Annotated in this window: 19 protein-coding genes; 9 read left to right on the forward strand and 10 right to left on the reverse strand. The window is 68.3% G+C overall.

Annotated features, from left to right (window positions below):
- The first annotated feature begins 1 nt into the window (after position 1).
- The 5 genes from IEW01_RS16320 to IEW01_RS16340 all read left to right on the forward strand — a co-directional run bounded on the left by IEW01_RS16320 (position 2) and on the right by IEW01_RS16340 (position 3,890).
- Complete coding sequence (locus tag IEW01_RS16320; RefSeq protein ID WP_229738318.1) at positions 2–469, forward strand: cyclic nucleotide-binding domain-containing protein; 468 nt, start codon at positions 2–4, stop codon at positions 467–469.
- Entirely contained in the window at positions 456–1,292 is an 837-nt protein-coding gene (locus IEW01_RS16325) for an FAD/NAD(P)-binding protein (protein WP_188529796.1), read from the forward strand. The genes IEW01_RS16320 and IEW01_RS16325 overlap by 14 nt, the downstream gene beginning before the upstream one ends.
- Before the next feature lies 1 nt (position 1,293).
- Positions 1,294–2,067, forward strand: a complete 774-nt coding sequence (locus IEW01_RS16330; protein WP_188529799.1) for an NADH-quinone oxidoreductase subunit B family protein — start codon at positions 1,294–1,296, stop codon at positions 2,065–2,067.
- Positions 2,060–3,358 carry a Ni/Fe hydrogenase subunit alpha gene (locus IEW01_RS16335; protein WP_188529801.1) on the forward strand — a complete coding sequence of 433 codons (1,299 nt, stop codon included), beginning with the start codon at positions 2,060–2,062 and terminating at the stop codon, positions 3,356–3,358. Before IEW01_RS16330 ends, IEW01_RS16335 begins: the two co-directional genes overlap by 8 nt.
- An 88-nt stretch (positions 3,359–3,446) precedes the next feature.
- Positions 3,447–3,890, forward strand: coding sequence for a hydrogenase maturation protease (locus IEW01_RS16340; RefSeq protein ID WP_188529803.1), 444 nt, complete (start codon positions 3,447–3,449; stop codon positions 3,888–3,890).
- An 87-nt stretch (positions 3,891–3,977) separates the two neighbouring features.
- Here the strand turns inward: IEW01_RS16340 and IEW01_RS16345 are convergent, their stop codons facing one another.
- Positions 3,978–5,336: a phospholipase D-like domain-containing protein gene (locus tag IEW01_RS16345; RefSeq protein ID WP_188529805.1), complete on the reverse strand. Its 1,359-nt coding sequence runs from the start codon at positions 5,334–5,336 to the stop codon at positions 3,978–3,980.
- A gap of 217 nt (positions 5,337–5,553) precedes the next feature.
- Between IEW01_RS16345 and IEW01_RS16350 the strand changes: the two genes are divergently transcribed.
- Together IEW01_RS16350 and IEW01_RS16355 are read left to right on the forward strand one after the other, a co-directional pair.
- On the forward strand, positions 5,554–6,360 hold the full coding sequence (locus IEW01_RS16350) for an HAD-IIB family hydrolase (protein WP_229738319.1): 807 nt from the start codon (positions 5,554–5,556) through the stop codon (positions 6,358–6,360).
- Between the two features lie 3 nt (positions 6,361–6,363).
- Positions 6,364–7,587: a glycosyltransferase family protein gene (locus IEW01_RS16355; RefSeq protein ID WP_188529807.1), complete on the forward strand. Its 1,224-nt coding sequence runs from the start codon at positions 6,364–6,366 to the stop codon at positions 7,585–7,587.
- Between the two features lie 18 nt (positions 7,588–7,605).
- Here the strand turns inward: IEW01_RS16355 and IEW01_RS16360 are convergent, their stop codons facing one another.
- Positions 7,606–9,351, reverse strand: a complete 1,746-nt coding sequence (locus IEW01_RS16360; RefSeq protein WP_188529809.1) for a sugar phosphorylase — start codon at positions 9,349–9,351, stop codon at positions 7,606–7,608.
- A 160-nt stretch (positions 9,352–9,511) separates the two neighbouring features.
- A complete protein-coding gene (locus IEW01_RS16365) occupies positions 9,512–10,846 on the reverse strand; it encodes a tetratricopeptide repeat protein (RefSeq protein WP_188529811.1) in 1,335 nt (444 codons plus the stop codon).
- A gap of 159 nt (positions 10,847–11,005) precedes the next feature.
- Between IEW01_RS16365 and IEW01_RS16370 the strand changes: the two genes are divergently transcribed.
- Complete coding sequence (locus tag IEW01_RS16370; RefSeq protein WP_188529813.1) at positions 11,006–12,256, forward strand: UbiA family prenyltransferase; 1,251 nt, start codon at positions 11,006–11,008, stop codon at positions 12,254–12,256.
- Between the two features lie 143 nt (positions 12,257–12,399).
- Entirely contained in the window at positions 12,400–13,962 is a 1,563-nt protein-coding gene (locus IEW01_RS16375) for a hypothetical protein (RefSeq protein ID WP_188529815.1), read from the forward strand.
- A gap of 159 nt (positions 13,963–14,121) precedes the next feature.
- Here the strand turns inward: IEW01_RS16375 and IEW01_RS16380 are convergent, their stop codons facing one another.
- From IEW01_RS16380 to IEW01_RS16410, 7 genes are all read right to left on the reverse strand, one after another.
- The gene (locus IEW01_RS16380) at positions 14,122–15,105 is read right to left on the reverse strand and encodes an SUMF1/EgtB/PvdO family nonheme iron enzyme (protein ID WP_188529817.1); all 984 of its coding nucleotides are present in this window, start codon (positions 15,103–15,105) and stop codon (positions 14,122–14,124) included.
- Between the two features lie 4 nt (positions 15,106–15,109).
- On the reverse strand, positions 15,110–16,864 hold the full coding sequence (locus IEW01_RS16385) for a hypothetical protein (protein WP_229738320.1): 1,755 nt from the start codon (positions 16,862–16,864) through the stop codon (positions 15,110–15,112).
- 277 nt (positions 16,865–17,141) lie between these two features.
- Positions 17,142–17,627 carry a ferritin family protein gene (locus tag IEW01_RS16390; protein ID WP_188529820.1) on the reverse strand — a complete coding sequence of 162 codons (486 nt, stop codon included), beginning with the start codon at positions 17,625–17,627 and terminating at the stop codon, positions 17,142–17,144.
- The gene (locus IEW01_RS16395) at positions 17,624–19,438 is read right to left on the reverse strand and encodes an FAD-dependent oxidoreductase (protein WP_188529822.1); all 1,815 of its coding nucleotides are present in this window, start codon (positions 19,436–19,438) and stop codon (positions 17,624–17,626) included. The genes IEW01_RS16390 and IEW01_RS16395 overlap by 4 nt, the downstream gene beginning before the upstream one ends.
- Positions 19,439–19,442: 4 nt before the next feature.
- Positions 19,443–20,621: an NADH-quinone oxidoreductase subunit D gene (locus IEW01_RS16400; RefSeq protein ID WP_188529824.1), complete on the reverse strand. Its 1,179-nt coding sequence runs from the start codon at positions 20,619–20,621 to the stop codon at positions 19,443–19,445.
- A complete protein-coding gene (locus tag IEW01_RS16405) occupies positions 20,618–21,151 on the reverse strand; it encodes an NADH-quinone oxidoreductase subunit C (RefSeq protein WP_229738321.1) in 534 nt (177 codons plus the stop codon). The genes IEW01_RS16400 and IEW01_RS16405 overlap by 4 nt, the downstream gene beginning before the upstream one ends.
- A 4-nt stretch (positions 21,152–21,155) precedes the next feature.
- A complete protein-coding gene (locus IEW01_RS16410) occupies positions 21,156–21,848 on the reverse strand; it encodes a NuoB/complex I 20 kDa subunit family protein (protein ID WP_229738322.1) in 693 nt (230 codons plus the stop codon).
- Between the last annotated feature and the right edge of the window lie 3 nt (positions 21,849–21,851).

Consider the following 21,851-nt stretch of genomic DNA (forward strand, 5'->3'; position numbering starts at 1 on the left):
GATGGCGATTGAAGGACTTCAGCGCATCCTCGCGGGGCATCCGTTGTTCCGCGACCTGTCGCCCGCCTTTCTCGACATGCTGGCGGGCTGTGCGAAGAACGTGCGCTTCGCGGCAGATACCTACATGTTTCACGAGGGTGACGACGCCGATTTCCTCTACCTCGTGCGCGACGGCCACGCGGCGCTGGAAATCTCGGCGCCCGGGCACGGCCGGATGGTCTTCCAGACCGTGAGCGGCGGCGGCGTGATCGGCCTGAGCTGGCTGGTGCCACCCTACCGCTGGCGCTTCGACGCGCGCGCGAAGGAAGACCTGCGCGCCATCGCCTTCGATGCCAAATGCCTGCGCGGAAAATGCGACGCCGACCCCGCGCTCGGCTACGCGGTGATGAAACGGATCCTGCCCGCGCTCGTGGACCGGCTCCACGACACCCGGGTGCAGATGTTGGACCTCTACGATGCACGCCCCTGACCCCCATACCGACCCGATGCTGCCGGTGATCGCCAGGATCACCCGCCGGACCCGCGAGCTTTCCGACGTGGTCACCTTCGAGATGGAGGTGGAAGGCTGGCCGGGCTTCGAACCCGGACAGTTCAACATGCTCGCCGTCTTCGGGGTGGGCGAGATCCCGATCTCGATCTCGGGGCCGGTCTCCGACAGCTCCAAGATCATCCACACGATCCGCGACGTGGGCCCGGTGAGCCGCGCGCTCGCGGCGCTCGAGCCCGGCGCGGTGCTCGGCCTGCGCGGCCCCTACGGCGCGCCCTGGCCGGTGAAGGCCGCGCGGGGGCGCGACGTGGTGGTGGTGGCCGGCGGGCTCGGGCTCGCGCCGGTGCGGCCGATCCTCTACGAGCTGATGGAAAACCGCGATGCCTATGGCAAGATCACGCTGCTCTACGGCGCGCGCAGCCCCTCGGAGATCCTGTTTCGGGAGGAACTGGGCGCGTGGCGGTCGCGGCTCGACATGGGCGTGGAGGTGACGGTGGACCGGGCGCCCGAAGACTGGCACGGCCATGTCGGCGTCGTGACGGCGCTGTTGCGCGCGGCGGATTTTGCCCCCGCCAACACAACCGCCTTCGTCTGCGGCCCGGAAATCATGATTCGTTTCGCCGCGAATGGCCTCACCGATCTCGGCGTCGCCGCCACCGACATTCACCTTTCGATGGAGCGCAACATGCAATGCGGCATCGGGCTGTGCGGCCATTGCCAGCTCGGGCCATACTTCCTGTGCAAGGACGGCCCGGTGTTCGACTGGGCCACGATGAAGCCGCTGATGCGTATCAAGGAGCTGTGACATGACCGGCAGACCAAGGCTCGCGGTTTGGAAGTTCTCGTCCTGCGACGGCTGCCAGCTATCCCTGCTCGATTGCGAGGACGAGGTGCTCGCCGTCGCGGGGGCGATCGAGATCGCCTATTTCCCCGAGGCCACGCGGCGCGAGGACGACGGCGGGCATTACGATATCTCCTTCGTCGAAGGCAGCGTGACCACGCCGCACGAGGCCGAGGCGATCAAGGACATCCGCGCCCGCTCGACCACGGTGATCACGCTCGGCGCCTGCGCTACCTCGGGCGGCATCCAGGCGCTGAAGAACGGCGCCTCGACGAAGGATTTCATCGACGCGGTCTATGCCCACCCCGAGTTCATCGACACGCTCGACACCGCCACGCCGATCTCCGACCACGTGAAGGTCGATTTCGAGCTGCGCGGCTGCCCGATCTCGAAAACCCACCTGATCGAGCTGATCGCTGCCACGCTGGCGGGGCGCGCGCCGCAGACCCCAGCCCACGCCACCTGCATCGAGTGCAAGATGGCCGGGCATGTCTGCGTGATGGTGGCCGAGGGCAAACCCTGCCTCGGTCCGGTGACGCACGCCGGCTGCGGCGCGCTCTGCCCGGGCTACGCCCGCGGTTGCTACGGCTGCTTCGGCCCGAAGGAAACGCCCAACACCGCCGCGCTCTCGGCCCGGCTGGCCGAGAACGGTGCCGACCGGCGGCAGATCAGGCGGCTCTACTCGACCTACAACACCAACGCGCCCGCGTTCCGCGAGGAGGCCAAGGCCCATGACTGACACAACGATCAAGGTCGACATGCTCGCCCGCGTCGAGGGCGAGGGGGCGTTCAAGGTGGTGGTGCGCGAGGGCAAGATCGTCGGCACCGAGTTCCGCATCTTCGAGCCGCCGCGCTTCTTCGAGGCCTTCCTGCGCGGCCGCGACCATTCCGAGGCCCCCGACATCACCGCGCGGATCTGCGGCATCTGCCCGGTGGCCTACCAGATGAGCTCGGTGCAGGCGATGGAAATGGCGCTTGGCGTCGAGGTGAGCCAGCCGATCAAGAACCTGCGCCGGCTGCTCTATTGCGGCGAGTGGATCGAGAGCCACATCCTGCACGCCGCCATGCTGCACGCGCCCGACTTCCTCGGCTACGCCAGCGCGATCGACATGGCCAACGACGGCCACGCCGACGCGGTGAAACTGGCGCTTGATTACAAGAAGATCGGCAATTCCATCGTCACCCTCGTCGGCGGGCGCGAGATCCACCCGATCAACGTGAAGGTGGGCGGCTGGTGGAAGGCCCCGAAAAAGCGCGACATGATGAAACTGCGCGAAGACCTCCTGCGGGCGCTCGACATGGCGGATGCCTTCGTCGATTTCACCGCCGCGCTGCCCTTCCCCGACAAGGAGCGCGACTACACCATGGTCTGCATCGAGGAGCCGAACGGGCGCTACCCGATGTACGAGGGCACGCGGCTGATCTCGAACCGGGGCATGGACATTCCGGCAACCGCGTTCAACGACCATTTCGACGAGCATCATGTGAAACAGTCGAACGCGCTGCAGGGGCGGATGAAAGCCGGCGGCGCCTATCTCACCGGCCCGCTGCCGCGCTACAACCTTGCCTATGACAAGCTTTCCGAGCGCGCGAAGGCGGCGGCCGAGCGGTCGGGCCTCGGGCGCGAGGTGAAGAACCCCTATCGCTCGATCGTGGTGCGCGCGGTCGAAAGCCTGTTCGCGGTGGAAGAGGCAATCCGGCTGATCGAGGATTACGAGGAATTCGATCCGGCAGCGATGGAGATCACCCCGCGCGCGGGCACCGGCATGGGCGCCTCCGAAGCCCCGCGGGGCATGCTCTTTCACCAGTATACGCTGGAAGAGGACGGCAGCATCGCCAAGGCCCAGATCGTGCCGCCCACCGCGCAGAACCAGCCGTCGATCGAGGAAGACCTCGCCGAGCTGATCGCCGATGAGCTTGACCGGCCGCACGACGAAATCCAGTGGCTGTGCGAGCAGACCATCCGCAACTACGATCCTTGCATCTCATGTGCCACGCATTTTCTCGATCTGACCATCGACCGGGGATAGGTTTCGGGTCGCCTGAAGGCGACCCGACCGGGTGGGGGGGCGCTGCCCCCCCACTCCCCCCCGAGGTATTTCTGGACCCAAGAAGACCATGAAGCCGCTTCTGATCGGTGTGGGCAACGATTTTGCCGGGGACGATGCCGCCGGGCGGCTGGTGGCGCGCGGGCTCAGGGGCGCGTCCGGCTTCGATCTGGCCGAGTGCCATGGTGCGGCGGCCGATCTGGTGACGCTGATGGAGGGCCGGGAGCGGGTGCTGATCGTCGACGCGTGCCGCGCGGGCGCCCCGCCCGGCACGCTGCACCGGCTTGACTCGGGCGCGGGCGAGCTGCCGCCCTGGCTGCGGTCGGTCTCGTCGCACGGGATCGGGCTGGCCGAGGGGGTTGCGCTGGCCCGGGTGCTCGGGGTCTTGCCGCCCGAGGTCGAGGTCTGGGCGATCGAGGGCGCGGACTTCGCCACAGGGGCGGCGATGACCCCGGCCGTTTCGGTCTGCGTCGCGGCGGTTTGCGCGGAAATCCCCGGGCATCTTGCCGGCTGATCTTGATCTAGGTTGAAAGACCTGAGGGCAGCGACATTGATGGCGTGGCGCCGGCCAGGGCAACCTGTGCGCCGCAGGTGCGCGCATTCACAGGAGCGGCGCGCCGAGGCGGAAGGCGGATTCGGCCAGGCGGCGGGGCAGGCTCGCGGGCCTGGTGCCGGTTTCGCAATCGCTCTCAAGCCCGGCGAACCACTCCGCCAGAAGCGCCACGCTCGCCGCGTCGTAGAGCGCCAGCGCGGTTTCGAAATTGAGCAGCATCGAGCGCACGTCGAGGTTGGCCGAGCCGATGATGGCGGCGTCGTCGAAGATCGCCGCCTTGGCGTGCAGCATCGGCCCGGTATGGCGCAGGATCCGGCACCCGGCGTCTTCGAAGTGGCGCAGGTAGGCGCCGCGGGCAAAATCGGCGAGGTGCTGGTTGGAACGCGCGGGCACGATCAGGCGCACGTCGCGGCCGAGGCGGGCGGCGGTGATGAGGGCGTGCTGAAGCTGGTCAGTGGGCAGGAGGTAGGGGCTGGCGATCCAGATCCGCTCGCGCGCGGTGTGGATGGCGTGAACCAGCGCATCGTGCAGCCCGTCATGCGGCAGATCCGGGCCGGAGGGAATGAGCTGGGCGACGGCGCCCCCATCGGGGGGCGTGGTGCCGGCCGCCGGCGTGGGGTGGGCAGCGCCGTTGTCCTTGGCCCAATCGGCCTCGAAGACCTCGCAGTAGCGTTGCACCACCGGCCCGGTGATGAGGAAACTCAGGTCGAGCCAGGTGCCGGGGTGATCCTGTGGCCCGAGATAGCTGCGGCCGACGTTGCGCCCGCCGGACCAGATCTTCGCGCCGTCGGCGATGACCATCTTGCGGTGGTTGCGCAGGTTGAGCCGCCCGGTGGCGACGAGGTTGTGCACCGGCGAGAACAGGCGCATCTCGCCGCCCGCGGCGCGCAAGGCTGCGAGCGCCTTGCGCGGCCTGCGCCAGGTGCCGACCTGGTCGAGGATCAGCCGCACCCGCACCCCGCGCTCGGCCGCCTCGGTGAGCCCGGTGACGAACTCCTCGCCGTAGGGGTCAGGGTCGAGCCGGTAGAGCACCACGTCCAGCGAGTTGTGCGCGCCGGCGACGAGGTTGGCGAGGTTCGCGCGCGCGGTCTGCGGCTCGGTCTCGAACAGGATCTCGTGCCCCGGCGCGGCGGCGGGCAGGCCGAGGCGGGTGAGCTGGTCGTCGATCCGGTGCAGGGGGGGCGTGGATTCGGTCGGGGCGAAGGCGATCTCGTCGTAGCGGGTGCCGCGCTTGCGGATGCCGAGCACGAAGAACAAGGGCACGCCGAGGTAGGGCACCACGACGATGAACAGGATCCACGCCAGCGCCGATTGCGGGCTGCGCGGCTGTTGCAGCACCCACATGATCGCCAGGCCGGACGCGAGGACGCCGAAGACGATCACGCCGTGGGTCAGAAAGACGGACATGCTCATTCCCCTCGCCGGTCCACCGGGATGGCGGCACATGGCTGCCCTAGACATAGGGTGCCCGGGGCACGCGGTAAAGCCAGCCCCCGCGCCGGGGCTTTGCGCCTTGCCCGTTTTCTTAGCAACATGGCGCGCATTTCGGCAGGGCCTGTCCGCGATGCGGGCGCAGGCGCCGAGCACGGTTCCGTCGAGGCGCAGCGCGGCCTAGGCTCGCCCCATGAAGACATTCGCGCCCCAGCCGGTGCCGTTGCTGGTGTTCTCCGATCTCGACGGCACCTTGCTCGATCATGCCGGCTACGGCCATGCGCCGGCGCGCCCGGCCCTTGCCGCGTTGCGAGCGCGCGGCGTGCCGCTGGTGCTCGCAAGCTCCAAGACCGCCGCCGAGATCGCCCCGTTGCAGGCGGACCTCGGCCTCGACCCGGCCCCGGCCATCGTCGAGAACGGCGCGGGCGTGATCTGGCCCGAGGCGGCGCCAGGCGAGGATGACAGCGCCTACCGCCGCCTGCGCGCGGCGCTCGCCCGGCTGCCCGGTCCCCTGCGGGCCGGCTTCACCGGGTTCGGCGACATGAGCGCGGCCGAGGTGGCGAATCTCACCGGCCTCTCGCCCGACGCCGCCGCCCGGGCGAAAGCGCGGGCCCATTCCGAGCCCGGCCTGTGGCGCGGCGCGGCGGCGGGGCGGCGCGCCTTTTGCGCGGCCCTCGCGGAGCAGGGCATCACGGTTCAGGCCGGCGGGCGCTTCCTGACGCTCGGCTTCGGCGGCTCGAAGGCCGAGCGGATGGCCGAGATCGCCGCCGCCTACGGCACCCCGCGCACCCTTGCCCTGGGCGACGCGCCGAACGACATCGGGATGCTCGAGGCCGCCGACCATGGCGTGATCATCCGCAACGACCACGGCCCCGGCCTGCCCCCGCTCGCGGGCGAGGCGACGGGCCGGATCACCCGCAGCACCCTGCCCGGCCCCGAGGGCTGGAACGCCGCCGTGCTCGACTTTCTCTCCACCCATGATCCCAAGGGAAAGGGCTGACCCATGGCCGACTTTCACCAAAACGGCAATATCGCCCAGTTTCACAACCTGCGCGCGCGTCCGGTCGAGGAACTGGCCTACGAGCTTGAAGCCTTCGCCCAGACACGCAAGATCACGCTGATCCTGCCCTCGCTCTATTCCGAACTGGAGGGCGAGGCGCTGCCGCGCATCCTCGACGAACTGGCGAAGGTGCCCTACCTGCACCGGATCGTCATCGGGCTGGATCAGGCCGACGAGGAGCAATACCGCCACGCCCGCGCCTTCTTCTCGCGGCTGCCGCAAAGCCACGTGGTGCTTTGGAACGATAGCCCCCGGATGCGCGCGATCGGCGTGCGGCTGGAGGCGCTGGGGCTCGCGCCCGAGGAGCCGGGCAAGGGCAAGAATGTCTGGACCGCGATCGGCTATCTCATCGCCTGCGCCGACAGCGCCGTGATGGCGATCCACGATTGCGACATTCTCACCTACTCTTCCGAGATGCTGACCCGGCTGGTCTACCCGGTGGCGCATCCGGGCTTTTCCTACCAGCTGTCGAAGGGCTTCTACCCGCGGGTGGGCGGCGGCAAGTTGAACGGGCGGGTCACGCGGCTTCTGGTTTCGCCCCTGCTGATCGCGCTCAAGAAGGTGATCGGTGATCGCGATTACATCGACTACCTGCGCGCCTTCCGCTACCCGCTCTCGGGCGAATTCGCGATGCGGGCCGGGGTCTTGCCCGATCTGCGCATCCCCTCCGACTGGGGCCTGGAAATCGGCGTGCTCTCGGAAGCCTGGCGCAACCTCGGGCCGCAGGCGGTCTGCCAGGTGGAGATCGCCGACAGCTACGATCACAAGCACCAGGACATGAGCCCGCAGGATGCGAACGCGGGGCTCAACCGGATGTCGACGGATATCTGCAAGGCGATATTCCGCAAGCTCGCCGCCGACGGCACGGTGTTCACCAACAACACCTTCCGCACGCTGCGCGCCACCTACTACCGCACCGCGCTCGACCTGCTCGAAGCCTACGCCAACGACGCGCGGATGAACGGGCTCACGCTCGACCGCCACGGCGAGGAACAGGCGATCGAATTGTTCGCCGAGAACATCGTGCGCGCGGGCCGGATCTTTCTCGAGAACCCGCACGAGACACCCTTCATCCCCAACTGGAACCGGGTGAACGCCGCCGATGCGACGATCCTGCCCGATCTGCGCGTGGCGGCGGCAAAAGACGATGCGGAGTTTGCGCCCTGAGGCGGCGCAAGCCCGCGATCAGACGAAATTCGCGATCCAGCGGCACTGGTAGGGCGCCAGCGTGATCCGGTCCTCGCCGGGGCGCAGCGGCTCGCCGCTCAGCAGATCCGCCCAGGCCTCGCCGGCGATCAGGTTCAGCGCGGTCGTGGGCACCTCGATCCTGTCCGACGAGACATTGTGCAGCGCGAAGATGGATTGCCCCCGGTCGAGCGACTGGCGCCACAGACCGAAGACGCGGGCATCGAGTGCGAGGGTGAATTGCGTGGCATTGGGGTGAAAGGCCGGCTGCCGGGCGCGCAGCCGCAGGCGCCGCGAAAGCGCCGCGAGCACGCGGGCCTGGTCGCTGCCCGGATCGGCGAGACGGTCGCGCAGGGCGGGGTAATGCCAGCGGTGGCGGTTGATCGCCCGGTTCAGGCCGCGCCGGGCCACCGCTTCGGTATCGTTGGGCGTGGCCAGCAGCGAGTGGATGTAGAACGCCGGGATACCTTCGAGTGACATCATGATCGTCTGCGAACAGAGGAATCGCTCGATCTTGAAACTCTCATCGCCCGCGAAGGTCTGGCCCATGGCGTCGAACCAGGAGGTATTGAGTTCATACACCGCCTCGCCGCCACCGGGCAACGCGCGCATCGACGCCAGCCCGCCGCTGGCCTTCACCGTCTCGATCATCCGGTCGATCTCGCCCTCGGGCAGGAGCCCCTCGGCCGGCCGCATCCCGATCCCGTCGTGGCTGGCGGTGAAATTGAGATAGGCGCAGCCGAGCGGCGCGGGCGGCATCGCGCGCTGCCACTCCAGCAGGTAGGCCGCCGAGCCGGAGAGCATGGCGTGAAGCACGAGCGGTGGCAGCGGGAAATTATAGATCGAGTGAGCCTCGTCGCGCTGGCCGAAATAGCTCAGGTTCTCGGCCTTGGGAACGTTCGTTTCGGTCAATATTATGACGTTCTCAACGGCGAAATTGGCCAGCAAACGTAGCAATTTTACAATTGCGTGGGTTTCCTCGAGATGAATGCACCGGGTGCCTTCGCGCTTCCAGACAAAGGCCACCGCATCGAGGCGGACGATGCGCACGCCCGCGTCGACATGCAGCCGGATGATCCGCAGGATTTCCAGCAGCACCTCGGGATTGGCGAAATTGAGATCGACCTGGTCGTGGCTGAAGGTGCACCACACGTGCCGCACCCCGCGCGAGGTTTCGACCTCGCGCAGAAGCGGCGTGGTGCGCGGCCGCACGACCTGCGCGTGGTCGGCCTCCGGATCGGCCTCGATGAAGAAGCCGTCATACGGCGGGTGGCCCTGGAGATAGGCGTGAAACCACGGGCTCTGCGAGGAAACATGGTTGAGCACGAGGTCCGACATCAGGTGAAACCTGCCACCGATGCGGGCGATGTCGGACCAGTCGCCCAGCGCGGGATCGACCTTGCGATAATCGGTCACCGCGAAACCGTCGTCGGAGGTGTAGGGGAAGAACGGCAGGATATGCACCCCGTTCACCACGCCCGCGAGATGGGTGTCGAGAAAATCGTGCAACAGGTCGAGCGGCTTGTGGGTGCCGTCGGTGATCGAGTTGCCGTAAGCGATCACCAGCGCGTCGCGCTGCGACCACAGGCTGTTGCCCGGCTTGCGGCCGCGCTTGCGCCGGTGGCTGCCCTCGGGCCAGAAGGCGTCGATCACCTGGCTGGCGAGGATCGCGCTGTCGGCCTCGGGGTAGATCCGCGCCAGCAGCTCTTCCAGCCGCGCGGAGAAGGGTGTCGCCTTTTTCGTCATCTCTGGCTCGGGTTTCGAGGGCGGCGGGCCTGCCTCCCGCGCGCAACGAGGTTAGCTGGGCGGGGCGCAGCCGGTCCAGAGATCGCCGGGGTTGGTCCTGCCGAGGCATGGCGCGAGGGGCCGGGGCGGCGCGGGATTGGGCAGAACGGCGCGACTTTGATCAGCCCGGGGAAAGCCCGCGCGCCGCCGCTGCCGTGCCCGAACCGACGATCCCGTCTAGCGCGCCGGTGTAGAGCCCGCGCTCCCGGAGAATGGCCTGGAACGCGAGCGCGGTCTCGCGGTCCCATCCGCCCGGCGCGCCCTGGCGCAGCGTCTCGAAAGCAACCTTGCCGCTCTCAAGCGCGCGCACGTAGAGCTGCGCCGCGACGTCGGGGTCATACTCAACGCCGTCCCCGGTTTCGTAGAGCACCGCCATGGCGGCGATCGCCTCGGGCAATCCGCTGCGCGAGGCAAGGCTGGTCAGCTGCGCGCGGGCCTTCGGGTTGTCCTCGAGGCCCGACGCGGGATCGCCATACAGCGCGGCGAGCTCGAGCGCGGCGGTGACGTTGCCGGCACGGGCGGCAGCAGTATAGAGCGCCGCGCCGCGCACCGGGTCGGGAATGCCGAGGTCCGCGTCGGCGCGGTTGGGAATGCCCTCGCCGGTCAGCAAGGTCTGACCGAGGCGATACTGCGCGAAGTGATAGCCCGCGTCGGCCGCGGTCTGCAGCAGGTCCACCATCCGGGCCGGATCGCGCGGCACGCCCTTTCCGACGCGATACATCATCGCCAGCGTGGTCATGCCCGCCGGGTCGCCCATCCCGGCGGCGCGCTGGAAGTGGGCAATCGCCGCCTCGGTGTCTTCCCCGCCCGGGGCGACGCCGAACAGGTGATAATCGCCCAGCCGGGTCACCGCGGCGGCGAGCCCCGCGTCCGCCGCGCGCTCCAGCAGGGTGAAGGCGGCGGGTAGATCGCGCCTGGCCTGCGCCACCTCGGCGGCGAGAAAGAGGACATCGGCGGGCGCATCGTCGGCACGCGCCGCGGCGGTGCAGGCCTCCGCCGCCTCGGCGATCGCGGCACGCCGGCGCGCGGCGCTCTCGGCATTGGCGGGCACGCCTGCATCGGCCGGCCCGGCGATCTCGCGGCACCGCGCCGCCTCGGGAGAAAGCGTGGGCGCCGGATCGGTCGCCACGTCGTCGCGGACTGCGTCGGCGCCCTCCATGTCGTCGGCCAACTTCCCGGCAGGCGGCTCGGCCGTGCCCGCGCCGGGGGCAGCCGCTTCGGCTTCGTCGTTGGCGGAAAGCACCACCGGCGCGGGCGCATCGCCCGGATCTTCACTCGTGGTGGTCAGCGATTGCGTGGCCGCAAGCTGCGGCGCGGGATCGTCATGGCCATTCGCCTCCGCCGCCGGGGCCGACAGCACCGGGACAGGTTCAGCCGTTGCGACAGACGTGTCCTGCGCGAGTCCCGCGCCGGGAAAACACAGCGCAATCACCCAAGCCCGAGCCGATGTTTTCACCGCGACATCCCCCTTGCAGCTTCTCCCCAATGGGTAGCGGCCACGGGGCGGCATGTCCATGAAAACAAGCCCTTGCCCGCAATCACAAAAGGTTTGCCCTCAACCGGAGGGCATGCCACGATTCCGTCCGAGGCAGAAGCAAGACGGGGCACGGCAGGCATGAACAAGGCAGCGGCGCAGGAACCGGAAACCGGCCAGGACGATACTCCGCTCATCGTCGACCTCGACGCCGATCTCCTGCGCGGCAACCTGTCGGCGGAAATCTTCTGGAGCGCGATGCGGCAAGACTGGGCGCGCGCCCTGTCCCGCCGCGGCCTCGACCAGGCGGCCGATCTGCTCGACATCGCCCACCTGCCCTACCACCGACCGACCTTGGATCGCTGCGAGGCGGCGCGGGCCGAGGGCCGGCGCGTGGTGCTTGTCACCTCCGGGCCGGCGGCGCTGGCCGAGGCGGTGGCGCGGGAACTCGGCTGTTTCGACGGCGCCGAGGGTGGGCATGGCGCGCGCAAGCCCACCCCCGCCGGCCAGACCCGCGCCGCCGACCTGCTGCGCGCCATGCGCCCGCACCAATGGGTCAAGAACCTGCTGGTCTTCCTGCCGCTCGTCGTTGCCCACCGCTTCGACGCTCTCACCTTCGGCTGGAGCCTCGTGGCCTTCGTCAGCTTCGGGCTGATCGCCTCGGCGGTCTACCTCGTCAACGACCTGATCGATCTGCCCGCCGACCGCCGCCACGAGAGCAAGCGCAACCGGCCCTTCGCCTCCGGGCGGCTGCCGCTGAGGGTGGGCACATGGATGGCGCCGGGGCTTTTCGCCGCCGGGCTCGCGCTGGCGGCACTCTCCGGCCCGGCGCTCTTCGCTGTGATGGCGCTATACGCCCTCACCACCACCGCCTACTCGCTGCGCCTGAAAGGCACGCTCGCGGCCGATGTTCTCGTGCTCGCGGTGCTCTACACCCTGCGCATCATCGCCGGTGCGGCCGCCACCGGGATCATTCCCTCGATGTGGCTTCTGAGTTTTTCGATCTTCCTGTTCCTCTCGCTGGCGGCGGTGAAGCGGGTGGCCGAACTCGTCGACCACGAGCAGAACGGCGCGCAGCGCAAGGTGGCGGGGCGCGCCTACGTGGCCGAAGACCGCCCGGTGGTGGCGATGATCGCCACATCGTCTGGCTTTCTCGCGGTGCTGGTGCTGGCGCTCTACATCGATTCGCCTGACGTGCGCGGCCAATATGGCATGCCGCAGATCCTGTGGGGGATCTGCCTCGTGCTGCTGTTCTGGGTCAGCCGGATCGTGCTGCTCGCATACCGCGGGCTGGTCGATCAGGATCCTGTGGTGTTCGCCCTCACCGACCGGACGAGCCAGGTGACGGGGCTGGTGACGGCGGCGCTCTTCGTCGCGGCGATCATCGCCTGAACCAGAATTTCCGCGTCCGATTGGCGTGGTTTGGCCGGTTCCCGCCGCGCAAGTGGCGGATAACCGCCCACATCTCCGGGACTCCCCCAAACGCGGGGACTTGGTTATTGTGATCTTAAGGATGACTCGGTAGCTGCCCTCGCATGATGAATTTTCCCCTCTCCCCGCGGCGCAACCTCGCCGCCGCGCCGAAGCTTCTCAAACGTGCAGTCGTGTTCGCTGGCGGTGCCGTGGCAGGCACGGTCGTGTCGGCGGCCGCCAGCTATGTGCTGGTGAGCGCGTTGTTTCCGCAGCCTCCCGCCCCGGGAGCCGCCGTTGCCCCCGCCGCCATCGCCGCGCGCGCCCCGGCCAACATTGCCCCGGCGGACCCCGACCTTTCCCGCGTCGCTCGCGCCCCGGCGCCCCAGGCCCTGCCGGCTCCGGACGCCGCCGCGGCCGTGGCGAGCAACCTGACCCCGACGGAGCGCGCCGAAAACACGGCACGCCGGCTTCGCGCCGCCCCGGCCCCGGCTGACATGGACGCGCTCGTCGTGGCCACCAAGAGCCAGCCGGATATCGCCCTGCCCGCGCCGGAGGCGGACACCACCCCGGCCACCTTCGCCGCCCGCGCCGCGGCAGACGCGGCGGTGCGCGACAGCGCCGCCATCGCGGCAACACCGTCGTTGCGGCCCGAACCTCGGCCCGAAACCCTGGCCGCGCTCACACCGCCCCGCGCCGCACCCGACATCGCCCCGATCCGCCCGCGCCCACGCCCCGATGCGCTGGTGCTCGCGGCGGCCACGCCCGCCCCGGTGGAAGCGATCCCGGCGCTGCGTCCCCGGCCGCGCCCGGCGCAGGCCGAAACACGGCAGCTCGCCGCGGCGACCGTCCCCGACACAGCCGTCGCGCCGGCGCCGCGCCGCGCCAGCGGCGGCCTGTTCTCCAGCGGCGGCACCTGTGGCCCCGCCCTCGCCCGCTCGATCCCGAAGCGCAGCGGCAACGCGCCCTCCGCCCAGCCCTTCTTCGCCAGCCTCGGCGCTTCGGGCAGCGGCCGCGACCAGCAGATCATCAACGAGCTTGCCCGCGGCAACATGCCGGGCTTCCTGCGCGATCTCCAGCCGGTGGCCTTCCGGGGCACCGATGCGCGCGGCGCCGAGGCGGAAATCGTCGTCTGCGTCACCCCCGACTATCTCGCCCTCGGGTCGGACAGCGACTACGTGCGCGTGCCGCTCGGCCTGCCCGCCGCCGCCAGCATCGCCAACCGGTTCGGAATGACGCTGCCAACGCCGCGCATGGTCGATGCGATCTATTCCCAGGCCAGCGTACGCCTTTCGCCCGCGCCGATGACACCGGGGCCGCAGATGTCGTCGACCGACTATTTCCTGCGCCACAACGCCACGATCGAAGGCCAGTTGCGCGGGCGCGGCGGCCTCGTGGCGGGGCAGAAGAAAGACGTGGTGATGGCCAGCCGGATGGCGAATGCGCCCGGACGGGTGGCGATCTACGGCTGGCACCGCAACTCGGGCAGCCCGATCCAGCCGGTGAGCACGGTGCACGGCGCCAATTACGCCGACTACAGCCACGGCATCCGCCTGGTGAGCAAGACCGCCTATCTCAACGGCAAGGCGGTGAACCTCGACGACCTGCTCGCCTCGGGCCGCTACGCCTGGCTGCTCAACGAGGAAGGGCCCCTGCCCGGCCCGGTCATCCGTATCGCCTCGCGCTGAGGAAACTGCCGGGAGCCATGGGGCCGGGGGCGTTTTCCGCAGCGGAAAACGAAACGAAATCCGCCGCGGATTTTGGCCGCGCGGCGGAGAGGTCTGCGCCACACGGCCGGTTCTGCGCAGCGCCTTCGCCCCTTCCCGGACGAAGGCGCGCCGCCCGCGCTACTTCACGTCCGCGAAGCAGCGAAAGCCGAGGTGGTAGTTGCGGTGCGACGAGGGCGAGAGCACGCGGCTGCCGTGCCAATAGGGTGCGCGCCACCGCGCCCATTCCTCGTGCGCGCGCACGCTGTCCCAGATGAACCACGAGCCCTTCATCTCGGTCACGCCCAGCTTGGTGGAGCCGCGCGAGGCCATCTGGTCGGGCGCCAGCGGCAGGTTCATGTGCTCCGCGGCGTTGCCCTCGAGATCGTAGACCCCGAGCGCGCTCTTGCAGTTCGGGAAGGCGCCCACCGGGTAGGTGTTGGTGCCGCAGCCCGACCAGCTTCCGCCGTCGCAGCTGGATGACTTGGAACTGCCCTGGGCGCAGATGCCGCGCTGCCATTGCGGGCCGTAGGTCCAGGTTTTCTGCTGGCCCCACTTGGCGTTGTGCCACGACCGCATCGCACCATGCGAGCCGAGATCGAAGCGGTAGTCGGGTTCGAGCAGCGCGCCCGCCGCCGCGCCCTCCCATTCATGCGCGTCGCCGATGCGCTTGCCCTCCGCCGCGCAGAGCCGCGCGGCCTCCGAGGCACGCACCCATGTCACCGGGTAGGCCAGCGGCACGTTGGGGTATTCGAACATGTCGACGCAGACCTTGGCGTCTTCCGGCCGCTCGGTGGCCGGATCATAGAGCGGGGCCATGTAGGGGCGGCCGCAGATCCGCTCGAAGCGCGCGTTGCGGTAGTAGCTGTAGGCATCCCGCGGCAGCTTCGCCTGCGCCTGTTCGGGCGTCATCGGGTGGCGCGTGATCGCCGGGTTGCCCTGCCCCATCATCCCCGACGCCTGGAAGATCTCGCGGATGCGCTTGATCTGGCCGGCGGTCACGCCGCGATACTTCTGCATCTGGGCGAACATCTTCTCGTTGTTCTCGGCCAGCGTCGCCCCCTGGGCGGGCACCGCCAGGGCAAGGCTCGTCGCGAGCCCGATCGCCGTCATCAGTTTGCGCATCGCCTCATTCCTTTCGCAGCAGGTAAATGAAATCGCGGTTGTCGGAGAAGGTCACGAAACGGGGCACCCGCACGCCCCCGGCCCAGGGGTCACTCTCGGCCATCAGGCGCGAGAGGTGGTCGGCCTCGAGGCCATCGCCGGCGGCGTTCTGGCGGTAGACCGCCATATAGGTCAGTTCCGGCGAGTTCATGTCGAGCAGCATGGCATGGTCGCAGTCATAGGCCTGGAAGGTGCGCGCCATCGCCGAGGGGGTGACGGAGGAAAAATAGGCATAGATCAGGAATTGCCGCCCGCCCGCCTCGCGCAGGCAGGCGCCGGCCCGAAGGGTGCGCAACTGCGCCTCGGCCGACCCCGACCAGTTGCCGCCGCCCCAGCTCGTCACCCGGTCGCCCGGCACCGAGGCCCCGGTTTCGGGATCGCGCTGCACCAGCGGCACGCCGTTCTGGCGCGCAAAGGCAAGGCGCGGGATCATCTCGTTGTCGGCCTCCTGCCAGAGCTTCATGCCGATCTCACCGTCGGTGGTGATGTAGAGCGTGGAGAGGTTTTCGATCAGCCGCGAGAAGGTGACGCCGTTGGAGATGAAGCCGTAATGGTGGCCCCGGTTGAACCCGGCGTAATCGCCGAACCGGAAGGCGCCGTGATCGCGTTTGAAGCCGCCGGCGATGGCCCCCGCCACGCGGGGCAGCAGCGCGGGGTTCAACATGCCGTTGCGCACCAGCGGGTCGGCGCGGGAAAAGCCGTCGGGGCCGGCCATGTTCCACTCAGCCCCACGCCGCGAGGGGCGCGACGACCATTCCAGCCCGGGATGGTCGGTGCCCAGTTCATAGCCGATCTCGAAGCGGCCCAGATCGAAGGCGGCAAGGTAGACATCGGCGTTGCGCTCGACACCATCGAGCCAGTTGGCGCCATTGCGCTCGGCAAGGATCTCCTGCGCGATCAGGCCGGGCTGCATCACCGAGGCAAAAATGCCCTCCTGCCCCTCGACGGCATACCAGCTGCCCGCCTCCATGCCGTCGGGCGCGCCGGTGACGGGCAGGCCCATGGCCGTGCGCATGTTCGGGCGGCGGTCGAGCCGGGCCTGTCCCAGTGCGGCGACGACGTCGCCGTTGTCGCCGCTTCCGTCGCCAAGGGCGGCGGTTTCGAGAAAGGCGTCTTCGAAAAAGGCACCCTTGATCAGGTTCACCAGCTTGTCGCCAAACACCACGTTCTTGCGCAGGAAATCCGACACCGCCTCACGGTTCGTGCGCGAGCCGGCCACCTTGTTGCGCAGGAAAAGCTTGCCGCCACACACCGGCGCATAGGGCAGGCCGCTGCCCGCGGCGGTGGCGAGTTCGGACGTCTCCCCGGCCCAGGGGCGGCATTGCGAGGCTTCGCCCCTGCCCGAGATCAGGAGCGCCGGATCGTCGCCTTTGGTGAGCGAGAGCGTCCATGTCGCGGCGTCGGCGTTCTCGAGGTGCCAGCTTTGCGCCCGGCCCTCGGGGGCAACCCGTTCCACGAGGTGCCAGCGGTTGACCCCGGGGTGGAGCGAAACCAGCCGCAGGGTGGCGCCATCGGCAGCGGTGGCTTGCTCGGTGACGCGCATCGGGGCGAGTTCGACCGGGTTGGCAACCGCGTCGGCGGTGTAGCGCTCCCATTGTGCCTTCAGCGTCGCAGGGTCGGCGGTGGGCGCGTCCTGCGCCGTCGCGGCCGCCGAGAGCACCGTCGCGCAAGCACCCGCGGCGACCATCTTTGCAAGCCACCGCGAATCTGCAAACTGCATGTCGAACTCCGAATTCCAAACCGCTTGTCGTGCCCGCGCGTTTCGCCCAGGCGCGTAGCCCACCCGGCGCTGCCGCCTTCGGGCGCAGCCACGCGAACAGGCATGCACGACCAGCCCGACGGACGGGAATCAAGCCGCTCCATTCAATAATAAGGGCCAGCGCCACCGTTCCAACCCCGCAGATTACACCTTCGTGCGAAGATTACCCGCGATGGCGGTATCTTTCGTCAGGAACACCGGCGTCCGGAGACCGGGTTCAGGAGTGCGGCCCTCCGGCTCAAACCCCGCCGGAATGCACGATCTCGTAATACAGCGCCTCGAGATCGGCCTTCTGCCGGGTTTCCTCGTTGGCGAGAAAGCTGAACACCTCGTGCAACAGTCCCGGCGGCGTATTGGCCGCAAGTTCGCTGAATTCCTCGAGCGCGACCTGCTCGCGCGCCAGCGCGTATTGCAGCACCTGCTGGTCGTCGGGCTTGTCGCCCAGTTCCGGGGCCTGCACCGCGTCGGAAAACCGCCGGTCCGCCTCGGGGCGACGGATCGCGTCCTTGAGGTGATCGCGCATGTCAGGCGATTTCATCAGGTCCGACAGCATCCGCACATGCGCCAGCTCGGCACGGGCGAGGTCTTCCACGAGGTAGCGGATGTCTTTCGTCACCTTCGGCACGAGATCGGTGTAGAAGCTGTGCGCCTCGCGGCTGAACTCGGCGACGGCTTCGATCACCTCCTCGGCGGTGGCCATCTGCGAAAGCTTCTCGGTTTTCATCGGGCCACCTCCCCCATCGCCATCAGCATCGCGCCAACCGACGCGGCGACCCGGTGGCCATCGGCCACGGCGGTGATCACGTCGGGCCCGTGCACCGCGTCGCCCGCGGCCCAGAGCCACGGTTCGGAGGTGCGCCCGGCCACGTCCACCGCGAGGCGGCCCCGGTTCCAGTCCAGCGCCTCGGTGAGATCCTCTCCGAGGATCGAAACGTCCGCCGCCTGCCCGATGGCTTCCACCACCATCTCGGCCGGGTGCAGCCGCTCGTCGCCCTGATCGTATTGCGGCGCGAAGCGGCCCTTGTCGTCGAAAATCGAGGTCACCGCCCAGCTGCGCAACCCCTTGACCTCGCCCTTGCGATTGCCGGACTTGAACCGCACCACCTCCTGCGGCCCGCGTGCGTCGATAATCTCGACGCCCTCCTCGAGGCTTTCCTCGATCTCCTCGCGGTCGGCGAGGAAATGGGCGAAATCTTCCAGCGCGGTGACGGTGACGCCGACCGCCCCGTGCTTGACCTTCTGCAGCCGCGCCATCGAGCGGGCGATATCCATCGCCACGTTGCCGCCACCGATCACCAGCACCTGTTTCGGCACCGGCACCTCTTCCCCGGCGGTGATCCGGCGCAAAAGGTCGATGGCTGTTTCCACGCCCCCGCCCTCGGTGCCGGGAATACGGGTGGAGCGGCCGATATGCAGGCCGATGGAGAGCACCACGGCGTCGTTCTCGGCCCTGAGCCTGTCCATCGTGATCTCGTGCCCGATCCGCACGCCGGTTTCGATCTTCACCCCCTGCGCCGCGATCACCGCGATATCGCGGTCCAGCGCCGCGTAGGGCAGGCGATACTCGGGGATGCCGAAGCGCATCATCCCGCCGGGCTTGTCCTGCGCCTCGTAGACGGTGACGGCGTGGCCTTGCCGGGCAAGATCGTAAGCCGCCGTGAGCCCCGCGGGCCCGGCGCCGACGATCGCCACCTTGCGCCGGGTGGGCAGCGTCTGCGGGGTTCCGACGATCTCCAGCCGCCGGTCCTCGCTCACGTTGTCGACGATGTGGCGCTTGAGCCAGCGGATGGCGATCGGATCACCCTCGTGGCGGGCGGCGCAGGCGGTTTCGCACTTGTGGGTGCAGACCCGGCCGCAGACCTCGGAAAACGGGTTGGTCTCGTAGAGGATCTGCAGGCCCAGATCGTAATCGCCCTCGCGGATCGCGGCGATGTAGTCGGGAATGTCCATATGCGCGGGGCAAGTCGCCACGCAGAGTCCGCATTCGACGCAGCGGTCGGCCTCGATCATCGCCTGTTCGCGGGTGTATCCGGCCACGATCTCGTCGAAATTGTCGATGCGCGCTTCGGGGGCCAATTCGCCCATCTCCACCCGTTCGGCGCCGGTAAGCACCCGCCCGCCCTCGCGCCGGTAGCCCTTCTCCAGATCGTCCCAGGGCTTTGGATCGACGCCGGGGATGAAGCGGAAAGCGTCGGGGTCGGTATCCACCCAGGTGTATTCGTTCGACATGGTGAGCGAGCCGGTCATGCAGACGTCGACGCAGAGCGCGCACCAGCAGCAGCGCCCGTAGTCGATCTTCGGCCTCAGCCCGCTGTCGCCGTCCACCGGGTCCGACACCGGCACCATGTCGATCGCGGCGTTCTGGCAGATCACTTCGCAAGAGCCGCAGCCGATGCATTTTTCGATGTCGTTCTGGTGGAAGCCGCGGTAGCCGTCGGCGGCTTCGCGGCCGATCGGGTTCCTGATCGTCACCGGGGTTTCGATCACGTGTTTCCACGCGGTGAAGGGGGAGAGAACGTCGCGCAAGCTTCCCATGGCGTTACCTCTCGATCTCGGGCGGATAGGTGTGGAGCGAAACCATCAGTGCCGCCACATCCGCGATGTTGGTGCCGGGGATCAGGTGTTCGAGCAGCGCCATGGCGTGGGTGTAGGACGGCCCGCGTACGTTGACGCGGCGCGGATAGCCCGAGCCGTCGGTCACGAGGTAGTAGCCGTATTCGCCGCGCGAACTTTCGCCCGCCACGTAGGTTTCGCCGCGCGGGATTTTCCAGTGCAGCACGTTGGGCAGCTTCGCCATCACCGGGCCTTCCTTCGGCATCTTCGCGAGGATCTGGCGGATGAGCGCGATCGACACGTCGATATCGCGCCGCCGCACCCTGGCGCGCGCCCAGATGTCGGATGCGGTTTCCGTCACCACCTCGAACTCGAGCTGGTCGTAGACCAGATAGGGCGCGTCCTTGCGCAAGTCCTTGGCCACGCCGCCCGCCCGCGCATTGGGGCCGGTCACGCCGTAAGGTTCGAAAAGTGCAGGATCAATGACGCCAACACCCTTCGTGCGGGCCTTGAAGACAGCATTCGTGAACATCGCCTTGTCGACATCAGCAAGGTAGCGCTCGGCCGTCTGCAGCACCTCCTCCATCCGTTCAGAAAAGCCCTCTGGCAGGTGGCCGCGTACGCCGCCGGGGAGAATGAACATGTGGTAGATGCGCGCGCCGGTCATCTCCTCGAACCGGTCGAGCATGAGATCGCGCACGTAGGTCATCCATTGCCCGATCACCCCCATGCCCAGCGCGCCGCCGATGCCGCCCATCGCCATCATGTAGGAGTTGAACCGCCCCATCTCGAGAATGAGCGTGCGGATCCACTGCGCCATCTCGGGCGCTTCGATCCCGGCGAGTTCCTCGACGGCCTGCGCATAGCACCATTCGTTGAAATCGGGCTCGGGCACGCAGACCCGGCAGACGATGGGAAAGACCTGGATGAAGGTGCGCCGCTCCATCAGCTTCTCGAAGCCCCGGTGCAGGTAGCCCACGTGGGTCTTGCCCTCCACCACCTCGTCGCCGCAGAGCGTGAGTTCCACGCTCATGTTGCCGGTGATGCCGGGGTGGTTGGGACCGTGCCAGAGCTTGAGGTATTTCCCCGTCTCGAGGTCGATCTCGATTTTCCCGTCGTCGCCGGGTTGGGGATATTGGCTGCGGTCGGGCTCGAAACGGATCATCGCTGGCCCTCCGGGTAGAGTTTTTTCGCCATGTGGCTGCGTGGATCGTGGGTTTCGCGGCCCTCGCGGTCGGAGAAGGTTTGCTGGCTGTAAGCCAGCGTGTCGAAGTCGCGCCGGTAGGGCGGCATGTCGGTCCAGCCTTCGAGGATGAATTCCTCGTCCACCCGCGGGCTGCCGGGGAAGGCGATCCCGAACATCTCGCGCAACTCCCGCTGGTAGGTGGCGGCCGTCGGCCAGAGATCGTGGATCGTGTCGCCCACCGGATCGGCGCGGTCGAGAAAAACGCGCAGGCCCAAGGTGCGGTTGGCGGCGCGGTTGTTCATCAGGTAGGTGAGCTGGAAGCGGCCCTCCTCGATCCAGTCCACCGCCGTGAGCAAGGAGAGGTGGGTGAAGCCGTGCACGTCGCGCAGTTCGACCAGAAGCGCCCGCAGGTCGGCGCGCTCGACATCGACGAAGGCGAGATTGCCCCGCCGCTCGGCGAGATCGCCAAGGCGGTAGCGGGTTTTGAGGTGGTCGTGAAGATCGCGCATCATGTCACCAGTTGTAATCCGGCATGTCCCAGTCCTTGATCACGGACTTCTGGTTTGCCTTGTACCAGTCGAAGTTCTCGGCGTATTTGTTCGCCCCTTCCGCCTTGCCCTTTCGGATCAGTTTCTTGAGGTCCATGAACCCCGCGAGCAGCGCCTCGGGGCGGGGCATGCAACCGGCGATGTAGAGATCGACGGGGAGGTAGTCGTCGAGCCGCTTGATCGTGTTGTAGCTGTCCCAATACATCCCGCCGTTGATCGTGCACGAGCCGAGGCCGACGACGTATTTGGGGCTTGGCATCTGCTCATAGGCGCGGATTGCGCGCTTGAGGGTTTTCACGGAGAGGTAGCCCGAGATCACGAGGAGGTTGGCCTGGCGCGGCGTTGGGCGCCACTGGATGCCGTAGCGGTAGGCATCGAAGCGCGGCGTCATCAAGGGCCGCATCTCGATCGCGCCGCAGCCGGTGCCGAAGCCGAGGATCCATAAAGAATGCGCCCGCGCCCAGTTGTAGAAATCCTCGACGATCTTGAAGTAGCTCTGCTTGTGAACCTTCGGCGGCTCCTGGCAGAAGTAATCCTGCAGCGGGTCGATCTCGATCACCTGCCCGTCGGGCGCGGTGACCGAGCGCGGGCGCAGCTCTTCGCGCAGCGGAAACTCCGTCTCGGTGTCCTTGCGGAAGCTCTTGTCGATATCTTTCATGCG

Origin of the sequence: Sinisalibacter lacisalsi (assembly GCF_014640115.1) — a bacterium.
Lineage (GTDB): Bacteria > Pseudomonadota > Alphaproteobacteria > Rhodobacterales > Rhodobacteraceae > Sinisalibacter > Sinisalibacter lacisalsi.